Origin of the sequence: Sodalis sp. RH15 (assembly GCF_047324255.1) — a bacterium.
GTDB lineage: Bacteria > Pseudomonadota > Gammaproteobacteria > Enterobacterales > Enterobacteriaceae > Acerihabitans > Acerihabitans ligni.
Map to the genome: position 1 here is coordinate 2,467,327 of NZ_CP178738.1, position 16,168 is coordinate 2,483,494.

Annotated in this window: 13 protein-coding genes; 4 read left to right on the forward strand and 9 right to left on the reverse strand. The window is 58.2% G+C overall.

Annotation, left to right across the window (positions count from 1 at the left end):
* Window positions 1-39 precede the first annotated feature (39 nt).
* The 3 genes from ACL2XO_RS11515 to ACL2XO_RS11525 all read left to right on the forward strand — a co-directional run bounded on the left by ACL2XO_RS11515 (window position 40) and on the right by ACL2XO_RS11525 (window position 3,656).
* Window positions 40-1,029, forward strand: a complete 990-nt coding sequence (locus ACL2XO_RS11515) for a Bug family tripartite tricarboxylate transporter substrate binding protein (protein WP_165934135.1) — start codon at window positions 40-42, stop codon at window positions 1,027-1,029.
* A gap of 1 nt (window position 1,030) precedes the next feature.
* Window positions 1,031-2,413 carry an MmgE/PrpD family protein gene (locus ACL2XO_RS11520; protein WP_413742744.1) on the forward strand — a complete coding sequence of 461 codons (1,383 nt, stop codon included), beginning with the start codon at window positions 1,031-1,033 and terminating at the stop codon, window positions 2,411-2,413.
* Between the two features lie 130 nt (window positions 2,414-2,543).
* Window positions 2,544-3,656: a porin gene (locus ACL2XO_RS11525; protein WP_413742745.1), complete on the forward strand. Its 1,113-nt coding sequence runs from the start codon at window positions 2,544-2,546 to the stop codon at window positions 3,654-3,656.
* A 57-nt stretch (window positions 3,657-3,713) separates the two neighbouring features.
* Here ACL2XO_RS11525 and ACL2XO_RS11530 read toward each other — a convergent pair whose 3' ends face one another.
* The 9 genes from ACL2XO_RS11530 to ACL2XO_RS11570 form a co-directional block, all read right to left on the reverse strand.
* Entirely contained in the window at window positions 3,714-5,816 is a 2,103-nt protein-coding gene (locus ACL2XO_RS11530) for a hydantoinase/oxoprolinase family protein (protein ID WP_413723995.1), read from the reverse strand.
* Between the two features lie 157 nt (window positions 5,817-5,973).
* On the reverse strand, window positions 5,974-7,638 hold the full coding sequence (locus ACL2XO_RS11535; RefSeq protein ID WP_413742746.1) for a hydantoinase B/oxoprolinase family protein: 1,665 nt from the start codon (window positions 7,636-7,638) through the stop codon (window positions 5,974-5,976).
* A gap of 154 nt (window positions 7,639-7,792) precedes the next feature.
* Window positions 7,793-8,800: a dipeptidase gene (locus ACL2XO_RS11540; protein WP_413723997.1), complete on the reverse strand. Its 1,008-nt coding sequence runs from the start codon at window positions 8,798-8,800 to the stop codon at window positions 7,793-7,795.
* Between the two features lie 12 nt (window positions 8,801-8,812).
* The gene (locus tag ACL2XO_RS11545) at window positions 8,813-9,895 is read right to left on the reverse strand and encodes an ABC transporter ATP-binding protein (RefSeq protein WP_203521969.1); all 1,083 of its coding nucleotides are present in this window, start codon (window positions 9,893-9,895) and stop codon (window positions 8,813-8,815) included.
* Window positions 9,892-10,914 (reverse strand): ABC transporter ATP-binding protein, encoded by a 1,023-nt coding sequence (locus tag ACL2XO_RS11550; protein WP_413723999.1) that lies wholly within the window; start codon window positions 10,912-10,914, stop codon window positions 9,892-9,894. The genes ACL2XO_RS11545 and ACL2XO_RS11550 overlap by 4 nt, the downstream gene beginning before the upstream one ends.
* A 2-nt stretch (window positions 10,915-10,916) precedes the next feature.
* The gene (locus ACL2XO_RS11555) at window positions 10,917-11,819 is read right to left on the reverse strand and encodes an ABC transporter permease (protein ID WP_413742747.1); all 903 of its coding nucleotides are present in this window, start codon (window positions 11,817-11,819) and stop codon (window positions 10,917-10,919) included.
* A complete protein-coding gene (locus ACL2XO_RS11560) occupies window positions 11,816-12,733 on the reverse strand; it encodes an ABC transporter permease (RefSeq protein ID WP_413724001.1) in 918 nt (305 codons plus the stop codon). Before ACL2XO_RS11560 ends, ACL2XO_RS11555 begins: the two co-directional genes overlap by 4 nt.
* A 70-nt stretch (window positions 12,734-12,803) precedes the next feature.
* A complete protein-coding gene (locus ACL2XO_RS11565) occupies window positions 12,804-14,342 on the reverse strand; it encodes an ABC transporter substrate-binding protein (RefSeq protein ID WP_413742748.1) in 1,539 nt (512 codons plus the stop codon).
* Window positions 14,343-14,377: 35 nt separating this feature from the next.
* The gene (locus ACL2XO_RS11570; RefSeq protein WP_413724003.1) at window positions 14,378-15,178 is read right to left on the reverse strand and encodes an IclR family transcriptional regulator; all 801 of its coding nucleotides are present in this window, start codon (window positions 15,176-15,178) and stop codon (window positions 14,378-14,380) included.
* A 267-nt stretch (window positions 15,179-15,445) separates the two neighbouring features.
* Between ACL2XO_RS11570 and dmsD the strand changes: the two genes are divergently transcribed.
* Window positions 15,446-16,081, forward strand: a complete 636-nt coding sequence (gene dmsD, locus ACL2XO_RS11575; protein ID WP_413742749.1) for a Tat proofreading chaperone DmsD — start codon at window positions 15,446-15,448, stop codon at window positions 16,079-16,081.
* Window positions 16,082-16,168: the final 87 nt, after the last annotated feature.

Below are 16,168 nucleotides of genomic sequence, written 5' to 3' on the forward strand. Positions count from 1 at the left end.
GGGCGTCCGCAGAGCCGCCTGAATAACAGGAGAATTAAAATGATGATATTACGTCGAGTTGCCTATCTTGCCGTTGCGGGTTTACTGATGACCACCCTGGCGGCGTGTAATGATGATAATGATGCGGCTAAACCCAGCAATGTGCAGTTTGTGGTAGATACCGGCCCCGGCGGCGGCAGTGATTTGTTCGCCCGTAATATAGTGAAGATAGCCCGTCAAAATAAAATTATGGATGACAATTGGCCGGTGCTGTCGCGGCCGCAGGGCGGCGGGTTAGGGGCCATGAATTTCATGGGGGAAAAGAAAGGGCAGCCCAACTTCATTGCGGCCTTTACCTCAAAATGGATTTCCAGCGGTTATACCGAACCTAACGCTACCACCACCGTCAAGGATTTGACCGTTATCGCCTTGCTGGCGGATGAGCAGCAAATCGTGGCGGTGCCGGCCAATTCACCCTATCACACCTTCAAGGAATTCCTTGATGGGGCCAAACAAAACCCCGGCCAGCTGGTACAGGTGGGGGGCGCCTACCAATCCGTGGATAACCTCGCCGCGCTGCAGATTGAGAAGAATACCGGCACCAGCTGGAAATATCTCTCCTTTGCCGACGGCGGTCCGCGTATCACCGCTTTGCTGCGGGGAGACGCGCAGATCATGATCGGCGCGCAAACCGATTTCTCCGAACAGGTGGCGGCGGGCCAGATGCGCCTGATCGGCGTATTGGGCGACGCGCGCAGCAAGCAGTATCCGGACGTGCCGACATTGGCCGAGCAGGGCATCCCCACCCAGGGCATTCCCGATCAATTGCAATTTCGCGGTATCGCGGGACCGGCAAACATGAAACCGGAAACCGTGGCCTATTACCGGGATATCTTCGCCAAACTGGTGAAGACCCCCGACTGGGATAAGTACATGCAAGAGGAAGGCGATAGGACGCTGTTTGTGACCGGCGATGATTTAAACAAGACGTTAGACCAATACAGCCAGGACATTCAACAATTGATCAAGCTGCTCAAGGGGAATAAATGATATGTCTGTTGATATGACTGAAGTATCGCGGCCAGTCACCAAAACGCGTCAACTGGGTATATTTGCGGCTTCGCTCAGCTTTTCCGCTCTGCCGCCGGAAGTCATTCATTATGCCAAACGCGCCTTTGTGGATTGGAGCGCCGCGGCAATTGCCGGCGCGGGAGAGCCGGGAGCGCGCAAGCTCCAGAAAGTCATCTCGGCCCTTGGGCAGGGCGGACCGGCGAATATTATCGGTACGTTATTGACCGCCAATGCGCCTTATGCCGCGCTGTGCAATGCCTATGCCTCTCATTTGCTGGACTATGACGATGTGTTCAATCCCATCGAAACCACCATTCACCTGAGCTCATGCGTCTGGCCGGCGGTGGTGGCCATCGCTCAACTGCGCGGGCTGAGCGGCCAGGACATGATCACCGCCTATGTCGCCGGTTTTGAAACCGGCGCGCGGGTGGCGAAGGCGGCGGGACCGAGCCATTATCAAAGCGCCTGGCATGTAACCGGCACCATGGGCCACGTTGCGGCGGCGGCGGCGGCGGCCAACGCCCTTAAGCTCTCACCGGAAGCCGCCACCCATGCCCTGGGCTGCAGCGCCACCCAGGCTGCCGGCGTGCGCGAAATCTACGGCAGCGATTCCAAAGCGCTGCATCCGGCAAAAGCGGCGATGGACGGCGTCATGTCGGCGCTTTTGGCCGAAGCGGGATTCACTTCCACGGATACCGCTATCGAAGGCCAGCGCGGATTGCTGCAGGCGGTGAGCAAAGATCCCGACAACGAGATGCTGGTGGCGGGGCTTAACAGCCAGTGGCAGTTGCCGAATAACGGCCACAAGCTGTATCCCACGGCGTCGCTGACCCATGCGCCCATTGAGGCGGGAATCGCGGCGTCGAAAGGTCTGGCGGCCAAAGGGGACATTGTCGGCATTGAACTGCACCTGCATCCTTTCTCCTCCGCGGTGACGGCGCTGGTGCATCCGGCCACCGGGCCGGAAGCCCGTTTCAGCACCCCCCATTGCGTGGCGGTGGCCCTGGCGCATCATGGCCTGGGATTGGGAGATTTCGACGATGCCACGCTGCGGGATCCCTTTATCACCCATTTGCGTTCCCTGGTGCGTATCGTCTCGGAGACGACCATGGATAAACGCGGCTGCAAGCTGATCATTCACTGGGCCGACGGCACGAGTTCCGATTATGAAGTGCAGCGTAACCGGGGAACGCCGGACGCACCGCTGCTTGATCATGACTTGACGGACAAACTTGTCACGGCGGCAAGCGGTCTGATGGACCCGGCGAGCGCGGTGGCATTGGTTGAGCAATGCTGGAACCTGGAAGGGGTTAAGGATATCAATCAGATAATGCAAAAAATGACCGGCACGTTGAAACAGTAACCGCCGCGTTCGCAGGAGAGGCGTCCAGCCGGCGCTGCTATGCCGGTTTGGGCACCAACAGCATGAATGGAACATCAACCCGACGAGTATACGGTAGAGGTAAATGTCTAAATAAATCGATGGGGTAATAATGATGAAGCGCAATGTGATAGCAATGGTAATTCCGGCCTTGTTGACCGCGGGAGCTGTTCATGGGGCGGAGATTTATAATAAAGACGGCAACAAATTGGATCTGTATGGCAAAATCGACGCCATGCACTACTTCTCCAGCGCCAGCGACGGCGGTTTTGCCGGCGATGGCGATCAAACCTATGTCCGCACCGGCTTCAAGGGCGAAACCAAGATTAACGACCAACTCACCGGCTACGGCCAGTGGATTTACGAGTTCGCCGGCAATGATACCGAAAGCGGCCCGGATCACGTTGACGGCGACCATACCCGCGTGGGCTTCGCCGGGTTGAAATTCGCCAATTACGGTTCTGTGGATTACGGCCGTAACTGGGGCGTGGTATACGACTCTCTTGGCTGGACCGATATGTTGCCGGAATTCGGCGGCGATACCGCCTACACTGATAACTTCATGGCCGCCCGCTCCACCGGTCTGGCCACCTATCGCAACACCGATTTCTTCGGCTTGGTTAAAGGCGTTGACTTTGCGGTGCAATATCAAGGCAAAAATGACCGTTCCGACGATCCGAAACGCTCCAATGGCGATGGCTACGGCGGTTCAATCTCGTACGTTTCACCTATCGGCGTGGGTATCGTAGGGGCGTATGCGTCATCCGATCGCACCGATGCCCAGAATGCCAGTGATTACGGCCGGGGCGACCGGGCGGAGGTGTGGTCGACCTCGCTGAAATACGATGCCAACAACATCTATCTGGCGGCTACCTATGCTGAAACCCACAATGCAACCTGGTTGTCGAATAATCTGCAAACCAACGCCGCCGGCGATAACCTGTCCGGTTTCGCCAACAAAACCCAGGATACCCTGATTGTGGCCCAGTACCAGTTCGATTGGGGTCTGCGTCCATCCATTGCTTACGGCCAGTCCAAAGCGAAAGATGTGGAAGGCATCGGCGATGCCGACCTGTTCAAATATTATGAACTCGGCGCGACGTACTTCTTCAACAAAAACCTCTCTACCTATGTTGACTACATCATCAATGTGCTCAATAAAGACAACCCGCTGGGCTATTCCTCGGGCGACACCGTAGCTGTTGCCCTGGTGTATCAGTTCTGACATCTATTCTCTATAGTCGCTGTTGCAGCGACTATAGAGGCAGAGGCCGAATGATGATTATGCTTTCGATGAGACGATATCGATGAAAATAGTGCCGAATTCATCCACTCTCACCCGACCGGAAGGGCCGACGACAATCGTACATTCCCGCTCCTCGATAATTGCCGGGCCGTCGAACGACAAGCCCGCCCCCAGCGCGTAGCGATCGTAGATGGGCGTCTGGATAAAGTCCTTTAGTTCCGGGAAATAGACCCGGCGCGCGCCTTTCTCTCTTTGCGTATTCCGGGGGGCATGCAGTTTGGGCAGGCGAATATCGGGATCATGGCCGCTCACCGTAGCGCGGCAAGTGATCAACTGTACCGCCAGGTGCCGGTGTTCATGGCCGAACTTTTCCCGATGGGTGGTATAAAACAGCTCGCAAATGCCACGGTAATCCCCGGCCTTTACCAATTCCTCCGGGATATCCAAGGTCATCTCATGGCCTTGGCCCTTGTGACGCAAATCCAGCTGATACTGGACTTTTATCTCCTCGGGTTGCGCGCTCAGCTTGACCCCGGCCAGCAGCGCCGTGCCTTCCGTCACCATTTCCTCGAACAGCGCGGCGATATGCGGCCAGGTTTGCCCGGTTACCTCCACCACCAGCGAGCGCGCATAATCAAAGGAGATGCCGGAGGTCACCAGTCCCATGGCCGATGCTGCGCCCGCGCCGTTCGGCACGATAATGCCTTTCATGCCCGCCGAGCGCGCCAGCTCGTAGGCGTGAGCCGGACCGGCGCCGCCGAAGGCAAACAGATAGAACTTTCTCGGGTCGTCCCCCCGTTCGGCAATGTGAACTTTCATCGCGGATATCATGCTTTGGTTAACAATTTCATAAATGCCGGCGGCGGCCTTCTCCACGGAGATAGCCAGGGGATTGGCGATATTTTCCTTTATGGCGCTCCTGGCGGCCTGCTCATCCAGCGTCATGGCGCCGCCGAGGAAATAGCCGGGATTAAGATAACCCAGCACCAGGTTACTGTCGGTCACCGTGGGCAACCGGCCGCCCTGCCCGTAACAGGCGGGCCCGGGCTGGGCGCTGGCGCTGCGCGGTCCCACTTTAAGCAGGCCCATTTTATCCATGGCGGCGATGCTGCCGCCGCCGGCGCCGATTTCAATCAGTTCAATAATCGGCATTTTCACCGGCAGGCCGCTGCCTTTCTTGAACCGGGCCACGCGGCCGAATTCGAAGGTGCCCGACTTGGCCGCTTCGTAGTCCTTGACCAATCCCACCTTGGCGGTGGTCCCGCCCATATCGAAGGTCACCAGGCTCGGGATGCCCATCTGCCTGGCGTAGAAAATCGCCGCCAGCACCCCGGCCGCCGGCCCGGATTCCAGCATGCGGATGGGGTATTCCTTGGCAACGTCCACGCCGGTCACCCCGCCGGCGGACAGCATCATATAGAGCTTGTTGCGATAACCGACGTCGGCCAGGGTCTGGGACACCAGGTCCAGATAGTTGGCGGTAATGGGTTTGGCATAGGCGTTGGCCGCGGTGGTGCTGGTGCGTTCGTATTCGCGGATTTCCGGCGCCACGGACGAAGACGTGCTGATGGCGATACCCGGCAGTTCCCGCGCCAGTATGGCGGCCGTCTGCCGTTCATGGGCGGGATTACGGTAGGCGTGCATAAAGGCAATGGCCACCGAACGGACCTCCAGGGCGGCCAGCTGCCGGGCCAGGGCCACTACCTGCACTTCATCCACCGCGGTGAGAACCTCTCCGTCGCTGGTGATGCGCTCGTCTATTTCGAAGCGCAGATCCCGCGGGATAAGCGGCGCGGGTTTAACCATAAACAGATCATACAGGTCATAGCGGACTTCGCTGCCCATCTCCAGGGTATCGCGAAAGCCTTTGGTGGCCACCAGGGCGGTTTTCAGGCCGCGCCGCTCAATCAGGGCGTTGGTGATAAGGGTAGTGGCGTGAATGGCCACTTCAACGGATGCGCCGTCGAGGCCGCTTTTCCTGAACAGCAAATCAAGACCCTTGTTGACGCCCCGCGCCGGGTCGTCCGGGGTGGTCAGGCACTTCTCCAGTAACATTTCTCCGGTGGTTTCGTTGGTCAGGACGAAATCGGTAAAGGTGCCGCCGATATCAAAACCGAGGCGATATTTGGCTGTCATCATGTTGTCCCATATTATCTAATACGAACGGTATACCCGTCATACTTCAAGTTGCAGGCGCTGTTCAAATCTGTTCCAGACAGATTCGTCGCTGCGTCGCCGCCTTCCTGCAACTCGAATTATTTAGGGAATATCCTCATAACCATTAACGGAGACCGGATTATTTTCCGGCGTAACCATATATGTCGCCGGCGGCCCGACGGCTCACCAGACCCAGCTCGATGTCGGTTTCCACCAGGGCGCGGTCGCGCTCAAGGGGATTGCCGATGCCGCCGCCGCCGGGCAGGTGCAGGGTCAGCATCTGGCCGGGCTGCAGGGCGAAGGGGTCCGGCTCGATAGGCCGGCCGTCAAGGAGCACCGCGCCTAATCCCCCCGGATGTCCTTGCAGCAATCCGTCCGAGGGATAGCGGGTATGGTCGGGCCGCACGGCGACATGCACCGGCTTATCGGATTTGGTTTCGATGCGCATAATGGAGCCCAGGCCGCCGCGATATTTGCCGGGACCGCCGGAATCCGGATGGTAAGCGCGCTCGCGGATCAATACCGGGCCGTTGGCTTCGATGATTTCCATCGGCGTTACCATCGAGCAGCCGGGAAAGGCGATGGTGGAATGCCCGTCCATGCCAATGGACGCGCCTTCGCCGCCGTTGGGCAGCATATGCACCACGAACGGCGCCCCTTCATCGTCCTGGCACATAAAGCGGATAAACCAGAAAGAACCGCTGGTGGCCTGCACGGCGTTCGGGATGACCTTGGCCAGGGCGTTGTAAATGGCGGTATGGGTATGGAAACTGGTGCGCGACCGGGCCTGCACCGCGGCGGGACGCTGGGCATTAAGAATAGAGCCCGGCGGCGCATAGCTGGTGATGGGGACGAACAGGCCCTCGTTATTGGGCAATTCCGGACAGAGGCTGCATTTGAGCGCCAGCAGCGAGTGGGCATGGGTGGCATTCATCACCACGTTGACGGCGGTGTCCGGGTTCTGCGGACTGGTGCCGGTATAATCCAGATGCAGGGTATCGCCGGCGACGGTAATCTTGAGCACAATGTTCGTCGGGCTGGTGACCCCGTCGCACAGCGCCTTGCCGAGGTACTCGCCGTCGGGGATGGCGGCGATGGCATCGCGCATCGCGTTGGCGGAGCGGCGCAAAATGAAATCCGCCACCGCATCCATTTTCTCCCTGCCGTACTCCTCCAGCATGGCGTTATAGCGTTCGGCGCCGATGCGCGCCGCGCCGACAATGGCCCCGACGTCCCCCAGCACCAGCTTGGGATAGCGCACGTTCGCTTCTATGATGCGAATCAGCTGCACGTTGGGCGCGCCGGCTTCATAGAGTTTACTGGGGGGGATTTGCAGTCCCTCTTCATACAGATCCCGCGCTTTTAATTCGTCATGGCTGCCGCCGATATCGGAAATATGCGCGGCGGAAGCGATAAAGCCGACGATGCCGCCCCGATGGAAAATCGGCATGACAATATAAAAATCCGGTAGATGGCCATGGCAAAGCCAGGGATCGTTGGTGATGAGGATATCCCCTTCCCGCAAGGTCTCCGGCGGAAAGATGTCCAGCATCGAACGGGTGGCCGACGGCAACGAGCAGGTGAACGCGGGCACGCATATCTGGGATTGGGCGATGGAGCGCGCCTGACTGTCCAATAAAATCACCGCGTAATCACGGGATTCACTGACAATGGTGGAAAAGGCGGTCCGCAGCAAAATGGCGTCCACCTCGTCCATCATGGCAATCAGGCGGTCCCATTGGATTTGCAGGCCGAAGGCATCTTCTTCAGGCGCGGTGGAGGCCACATCGATTTCAATATTCATTTTAGTTTGCGATCCTTATCATTCTCCAGGCAAAACGGTTGCCGCGGCGATGGCGAATTCGATTCCGCCCCCGTGATGCATGGTGGGAATGTCATAATGGGACAGGCATGTCTTTTGCCGCGGAACAGGCGGCCGGACACTGGGGAAACGCGCGTTACCAGACCTCTTTGAGTACCCGCAGCCAGTTGCCGGACATGATTTTTTCGATTTCCCCTTCATGGAAACCCTGTTTGCTCATGGCATCCCAAACCGCCGGGGTTTTCGCCATGGACTCGTATCCCTGCGTCACATGGGTGCCGAACCGATACCAGGGTCCCAGCGAGCCGGTAATATTGGGATACAGGCCGTTTTTACCCCAGCGGGCTTCCCACTCTTCCTCGGTTTCCCCGTTGGCTTCCGGCAGATCGCTGGCGAACGCCACATGGTCGATACCGCCTATCTTCACCATATAAGCGATGTGGGCCACCAGGTCGTCCAGGGTAGGGCGCTTATCCCAACGGACAATGGGGGACCATGACACGGCCCCCACCAGGCCGCCGTTTTCGGCCACCGCCCGGATCAAGCTATCGGGTTTGTTGCGCGGGCTGGGACATAGGGCGTAAGCATTGCCGTGGCTTATCACCAGCGGGCGTTTTGCCGCCTTGACGAAATCGGCGCTGGTGCGGTGCCCGCAATGGGAAAGATCCACCAGCAGGCGTAGTTCTTCCATCTCCCCCAGCCAGTCATAGGCGTCGTCCGTCATGCCTTGGTCGCTATCCCCCACAAAGGGCGCGCCGTAGCCGAACCGGTTTTTTTCGTTGTAGGTGGGCTGGATGATCCGCATGCCCAACTGTTTGAACGAGGCCAGGATGCGCACGTCCGGCTCGGCCATCAGCGTATTCTGCGCGCCGAATATCACGCCCACCCGATGCTCGTCGTGGGCCTGTTGTATCTCGGCGACGCTTTTCACCACCGTGGCGACATCGGGCATGGCCTCGATAATGCCGCGGGCTTCCTCCAGCTGGACCAGTGCATCGGCAAGGGTTGCATCGGGATGGATGGCGGTCAGGTTGATGGCGGATACGCCCCCCTCGCGGGTACGAATAAGCTGTTCGCGGGTCAGGCCGGCGCAATTCAGGCCGTCGATAACCAGCGGGCGCGAGGATGTTGTGTGAGAAGACATGGATAACCTCTTTTATAGATTTACTACGTTAAGTCTTTCCCGGCGGCGGTCGGCATAAAGCCGCAGCCGTGCTTGCGCGATGGGAGAGAGCTTACTGGGGTCCTGGAACACCTCCTGCCATAGAGGCAATTCCAGGCGTCGATGGCAGGCGACGGCCGAGCCGTCTCCCGCCGGTTTCAATAGGGGCTCATCATGGCGGCACTTATCCACGGCGTAGGGACAGCGGGGATGGAAACGGCATCCCTCCGGCAGGTTGACCGTGGTGGAGACATCGCCGGACAGCGCCTGCCGAGCGGGACGATTGCCGGGATCAGGGCGGGGAATGGCCGAGATGAGCGCCCGGGAGTAGGGGTGGGCGGGGGCGTTGAAAAAGACCTCTTTCGGGGCGATTTCGATGATTTTGCCCAAGTACATTACCGCTACGCGATCGGAGATATGTTTCACTACCGACAGGTCGTGGGAAATAAAGAGGTAAGACAGGTTCAGGTCCCGCTGCAGATCCGACAGCAGATTGATGATCTGCGCCTGGATGGAAACGTCCAGGGCCGATACCGGTTCATCGCAGACAATCAGCGACGGCTTTAGCATCAGCGCCCGGGCGATGCCCACCCGCTGCCGCTGGCCGCCGGAAAACTCATGGGGATAACGGCGGGCATGGGTGGGGGAAAGCCCCACCTGTTGAAGCACGTCGGCGACGCGCCGCTGCCGTTCCGCTGCCCCGATGCGGTTGATGATAAGCGGCTCTTCGAGGATGTCATGGACTATCATGCGCGGGTTTAACGAGGCAAACGGATCTTGGAAGATTATCTGGAACTGTTTGCGAAAATCCCGCAGCGCGCCGCCGCGAAGTCCATTGAGCTCGGTATCCGCCAGCCGGATGGTTCCCGCGGTGGGGTCAAGCAGCTTCATCACCAGGCGTGCGGTGGTGGACTTGCCGCAGCCGCTTTCCCCCACCAGCGCCAGAGTTTCACCGTAGGCCATCTCGAACGAGACGCCGTCCACGGCCCTGACCACGGTATCCTCCTTGCCGAAACGGCCCTTCGCCAGGGTGAAATGCTTTTTGAGATTGTCGACCTGCAAAATGGCGCGGCTCATGGCAGTTCTCCTGCGAGGGGAATGTGAAAACAGGCCGTCAAATGATCATCCTGCCGGGATACCGGCAACGGGCGGCGGTGAACGCAGTCCTGTTCCATAAAGACGCAGCGGGGGTGAAAACGGCAGCCGGCGGGCATTTGCGCCGCCGGGGGGACGGAACCCTCGATGGCCAGCAGCCGGGTCTCTTTCTCTTCCATGCGGGGAATACTGCCCAGCAGGCCCAGGGTATAGGGATGGCGGGGATCGTCGAACAGCGCCCGGCATGAGGCGTATTCAATCAGCTGGCCGGCATACATCACCGCAACGTTATCCGCCATCTGGGCCACCACGCCGAGATCGTGGGTGATAAGGATAATGGCCATATGGTTTTTTCGCTGCAGTTCACGCAGCAGTTGAAGAATCTCCGCCTGCACCGTGACATCCAGGGCGGTGGTGGGTTCATCGGCAATAAGAATATCCGGTTCACAGGCAATCACCATGGCAATGGCGATACGCTGGCGCATGCCGCCGGATAGCTGATGGGGATATTCGTTGAAACGCTGCCCCGCCCCCGGGATCCTCACCTGCTCCATGGCCGCGATGGCGCGTTCTTTCAGCGTGCGGTTCGAGGATACCCGGTCGTGAACCCGCATGGCCTCCACTATCTGGAACCCGACGCGCAGCAGAGGATTGAGGCTGGTCATCGGTTCCTGGAACACCATGCCTATCTTGCCGCCGCGAATGCCGCGCATCCGGGCGGACGGAAGGGCCAGCAGGTTTGCGCCTTCATACTCGATCGTGCCCGTCGTCACCCCCGGCGGCGGCACCAATCCCATGATGGCTAGCGACAGCATCGACTTGCCGCAGCCGCTCTCCCCGACAATGCTTAAGGTTTCAGCCCGCCGGACCGAGAGGTTGATATCATCGAGAATAACCGCCGGGTTTTCCCGTCCGCCGAACGACACCCGCAGATTCTTGATGTCCAGTATGACCTCGTCGCCCGGTTGCCCCGGCGCGGGTAATGGGGTTAAAGCATGCATGGTTATCTCCTCCCTTCGCCGGACAAGCGCGGGTCGAGGGCATCGCGGATAAAATCCCCCAGGATATTGATGGCCAGGATCACGGCGGCAATGGCGATGCCGGGAAATACCGAAGCACCCCAGGAAACGCTGAGATAATTCTGGGCTTCGCTTACCATGCCGCCCCAGGTGGGGGTGGGCGGCTGTACGCCCAGTCCCAGAAAGCTCAGGGTGGCTTCGGTGAGAATCATGTCCGAAAGCTGAAAAGTGGCCATCACGATGCTGGCCGACAGGACGTTCGGCCCGATATGGCGAAAAATCACCCGCAGCGGACTGGCGCCGATGGACACCGCAGCGTCCACATACTCAAGGTTGCGTACCGACATCACCGATGACCGCACGATACGGGCAAATTGGGGCCAGCCCGAGATGCCCATGATAAGAATGAGGGCCGGCAGGGAGGCGCCGATGACGGCGACAATGGCAATCACCAGCAGGATGATGGGGAAGGCCAGCTGCATATCGATAAGGCGCAATACCAGCGCGTCGGTAAAGCCGCCGTTGTAGCCGGCGATAAGCCCGACGAAAGTGCCGATAACGCAGGAAATCACCACCGCCGACACGCTGACGAATAACGTGGCTCTCGCACCATAGACAATGCGGCTGAAGACATCGCGCCCCAACTGATCGGTACCGAGCCACCAGGCCTCCTTGCCGCCCAGAAATGCCGGCGGCAGCAGCCGGCGCAGCAGGCTTTGCTGGAAAGGGTCCTGCGGGGCGAAAAGCCCCGGCGCGATGGCCCATATCACCGCGATAAGGAGGATAATCACGCTGATGAGGTTAAGGGGCGAACAAAGCCGGGTGCCGGTAAACCTTGCCGGTTTCGGGGATGGCGCGATGGCGTTGACCATGGGTTCAGTGCTCATTTCAGGCGGATCCTCGGGTCAAGCAGGGCGGACAGCACATCGGCGGCAAAATTCGCCAGGATAAAAATCACCGCAAAGAAGAACACCACCACCTGCACCACCGGATAATCCCGCGCATAAATCGCCTGGATAGCCAGGCGGCCGATACCGGGCCAGGAGAACACGGTTTCGGTGATGATGACGCCCCCCATCAGGACGCCGAACTGCAGGGCGATAACCACCATCACCGGGATAAACGCATTGCGCACCACGTGGCGCGTGACCACCAGGAATTCGCTCAATCCCTTGGCGCGGGCGGTGCGGACAAAATCCTGGCGTAAAACATCCAGCGTGGTGGAGCGCATCACGCGCGCCAGCAGGGCTATCAGCGTAGCGGACAGCGTAACCGCCGGCATGATCAAATGAAGGACCCCGCCCATGCCGCCGGTGGGCAGCCAATGCAGGGTGACGGAGAAGATAAGGATTGCCACCACATCAAGAAAAAAAGTCGGCACCGCCTGTGACAGCGCGGCAATGCCGCGGATAAGATAATCTATCCAGCTGTTGCGATAATAGGCAGAGCCGATCCCCGCCGGGATACCCACCGCCAGGGCAATGGCCAGGGTGGTAACCGCCAGCTCCAGGGTGGCCCCCAGCCGTTCGAACAGCAGGCTGACGGCCGGCTCGCCAAAGCGCAGCGAGTTGCCGAAATCGCCGTGGAACGCCTTGAAAACAAAGGTGATGAACTGCTCGAACAGCGAGCGGTCCAGGCCGTTTTTGATGCGAAACGCCTGTTTGGCCTGCTCCGTTGCGTCCACAGGCAGGAAGAGTGTCGTCGGATCGCCGCTTAACCGGGTAATAAAAAAGCAGGCTACAATTATGCCCAGCAATGAGGGTATAATATAAAGGATCCGACGCAGGATATAATTTGCCATGATTAACCTGCGTAAAGTCAGTGAGAAGACGCGGATGGTGCTCTTGCCCTCAACGGCAAGAGCACTTTTTTTAGCCTATGGACATGCCGGTGATGACCCAACGCTGATCGCCCCGTGGCGTGAAGCCTTTGATCCTGCCGGCCACGCCATACAGGTCCGTGGCCTGGTACAGATAGAGTACCGACGCGTCGTCGAACATCACCTGCGAGGCCTGCTGATAGATTTCGGCCCTCTTGCCGCGATCGGTTTCATGGGCCCCCGCATTGATAAGCTTATCGAGCTGCGGATTATCCACGTAGGAATAACGCCAGTCCGAACGGTACTGCGCCATCTGCAAGTCGGGATCGTCGCCCGGCGCCAGTCCCACCAGGCCAATGGGCTGTAATTCCCGGTTACTCAACTGACGCAGAAATTCTCCCGGTTCCAGTGAAATCATATTGGTCTTCACGCCGACATCGGCGAACATCCCGGCGATGGCTTCCGCCACTTCCTTGTCCTGGGCGTAACGCCCGGTGGGGAACTTGAAGTCAATTTGGAATCCGTTGGGATAACCGGCTTCGGCGAGCAGTTGCCTGGCCTTTTTCGGATCAAAGGGATAGTCGTCAAGATGGGGGTTGTAGCCCAATTCGTTGGCCCGCAGCAGCTGACCGTGCAGCAAGCGCGCGTTGCCCTGGAACAGGCCGTCGATAATGCCCTTCTTATCCACGGCATAGTTGAGGGCCTGCCTAACCCGGCGATCCTGCACCGGACTTTTTTGATTGGGCAAACTGGACAGATCCAGGGTAAAAATGCGGTAGCTCGGCACTTCCTGTAGGCTCAAACCGTTTTGATTCTTGATCTGCGCGGCAGCCATAATGGGCACATTGGTGGCGATATCGCATTCGCCGTTCAGCAGGCTGGATGCACGGGACATATCATCCGGCACGGTGCGCAGCACAACGCTGTTTATTCCTTTCGGCGCCTCGCCCCAATAGTGCGGGTTGGCGGCAAAGGTAATCCGGCTGTCGCGAACCCACTCTTTGAGCAGGAAAGGACCGGTGCCGATGGGTTTTGCGCCAAAACCATCCGCGCCCCCCACCTGCGCCCAGTATTTTGGCGGCAGGATAAAGACCTGGCTCAGCGCCAGCTCCAGGGCCGGGTAGGGGAATTTCATATGCAGGATAAGGGTCAGGTCGTCAACTTTTTCCACCTTGTCCATCAGTTGCGAATACTGGCCATAGGCGGGGGTGACAGTCACGTTCATAAAGGTTTGAAAAGAGAACATCACCGCATCCGCATCACATTTTTCCCCATTGGAAAACAAAATATTTTTACGCAGGGTGATTTTTACCTTCAGGGGATCCATCTGCTCATATTTTTCCGCCAGCACCGGCACGCAGCGGCTGGCGGTAGGTTCAATCCAAAACAGGGGTTCGACGACCAGATTCCCGGCATTGATCTGTTCCTGGGTGGTGGAGAAATTGGGCCACAGCGAAACCGGATCGAAACCCTGGGCGATGGTCAATACTCCCGGCTCGGCGGCAAACGCCAACTTCATGGATGCCAGCGGCGTTGTTAAAAACATCGACCCGGCCAATAACTTACTGAACGATCGTCTGGTCATTCCCATCGCTAATTCCCCCCTGGTGAGTGTGATTAAATAAATTAAATAAGATACGCAGAGTCCATGGAAATCGACGTTGCGCCAATGTCCGGGAACACCGTCTGTCTTGACCAGAACGGATCCCCCACCCGATTACCGATGGCGCACGCTTCTTGCCAAAGGCTTCTTTGCATGCTTTTGATTAAATCCGCGTCCGCAGCGGCAACCGGGTACGAAATGGACATGGCGATCTTTTCGTTATGCCAGATGTCATGTATGGCGAGCCCCATCGCCGAGATACTCGGATTTAAACCGTTTACCAGGCTGACCAGCCCCTTTTCCCGGATGCTGCTGAGCACATTGAGAAACTTTTTTTGCTCGGCGCCTTTGGTCAAGGTTGATCCCAATTTAGCCAACACCTCTTCATCGGGCTCACAGGCAAACAAGGCCAATCCCAGCGCGGTGGGCATCGCGGCCATTTTGGCGCCCACTTCATGCACTAAACGCAGGGGATGGGATCCAATTTTGACTCTCAGCAAGACGATATCGATATCCGACAGCGCCGCCGCGTAACCGACGAAATGGTACTGTTCGGACAGCCTTTCGAGGGCGGCGTCGAGTTCATCAATCAATGAACTACCTTCCAGATAGAGCTCCGCCAGGGCGAGAACCCCATGCCCCACGACATAACCGTTTTCGTTGTGGCGGCGTTCCACGAAGCCGGCGTCACACAGGGTTTTCATCAGACGGGATACGGTGCTTTTCGGCACATCCAATTCACGGCAGACCTCACCGACCCGCAGTACCGGCCGTTCTTTATTAAACAGGGATAAAATTCGCAGGCCGGTATCGAGAGAACTCATAAATGTTCCATATATAGCAACAGTGATGTTACATATGGTACACATGTACTTTTTTTGGTCAAGAATTCTTTCTTGACTTTTATTAATTATAAGAAAATGCGATAGATGCAGATTAATCTGCTAACAGAAGGTGCGCCTGGGTTTGAGGTCAATTTTTAACGCCCATGGCTCTGGCGGCGATATTTGTTTATATTATGACCCTCTGCCAATGGGCCGGACGGATTTTCCCCGCCATGACAGTGCCGACATGCCCTAAGGAACCTGTTTATGACCAAAACGACTCAAGCGCGTTTATCGCAAATTGCCCTCACCGGACGCGTGCTGGGAACGTTGCTGTCCCTATCCCCTGATGGCGCGGAAGACCGTCCGTTGTTCGCCGCCATGGCGGCGCCGGGCTGGATCGATGAATGGCCTTATGGGGAGCACGGGGAACTGCAGACTATTGCCGCCCTGGTGGCCGCGGGCCTGGCGCAAGGCGTGGGCGAATCCCCGGCCGAGGCCTACCAGCGCCTGTTTATCGGTCCTTATGCACTGCCGGCCCCCCCCTGGGGCTCGGTTTATCTGGATAAAGAAAATGTGCTGTTCGGTGAATCCACGCTCAACCTGCGGCGCTGGCTGCGGGAAAACGGCATAACCATGCAGCAATCCGGCAATGAGCCGGAAGACCATATCGGCATGTTGCTGTTATTAAGCGCCTGGCTGGCGGAACAGCGGCAGGACGAATCGCTGGATATTTTGCTGGCGCAGCATCTTTTCCCCTGGTGCTTTCGTTTTCTTGAACTGCTGGAAATTCACGCCGGCCATTCGCTGTACCTGGGGGTGGCGAAGCTCGCGCGGTTAACCCTGGATGCCTGGAAAACTTCTTGTACGGCTGAGCCGCCAACCCCGGATCTGTATTTTTAAACAGGTAATCTAAGCCTCCCGGCTTGGCCCTACCGGCAAATTTTCCTGCGGATCGCTTAGCCGCTGCACGCCTGCGCCTACCGTCCT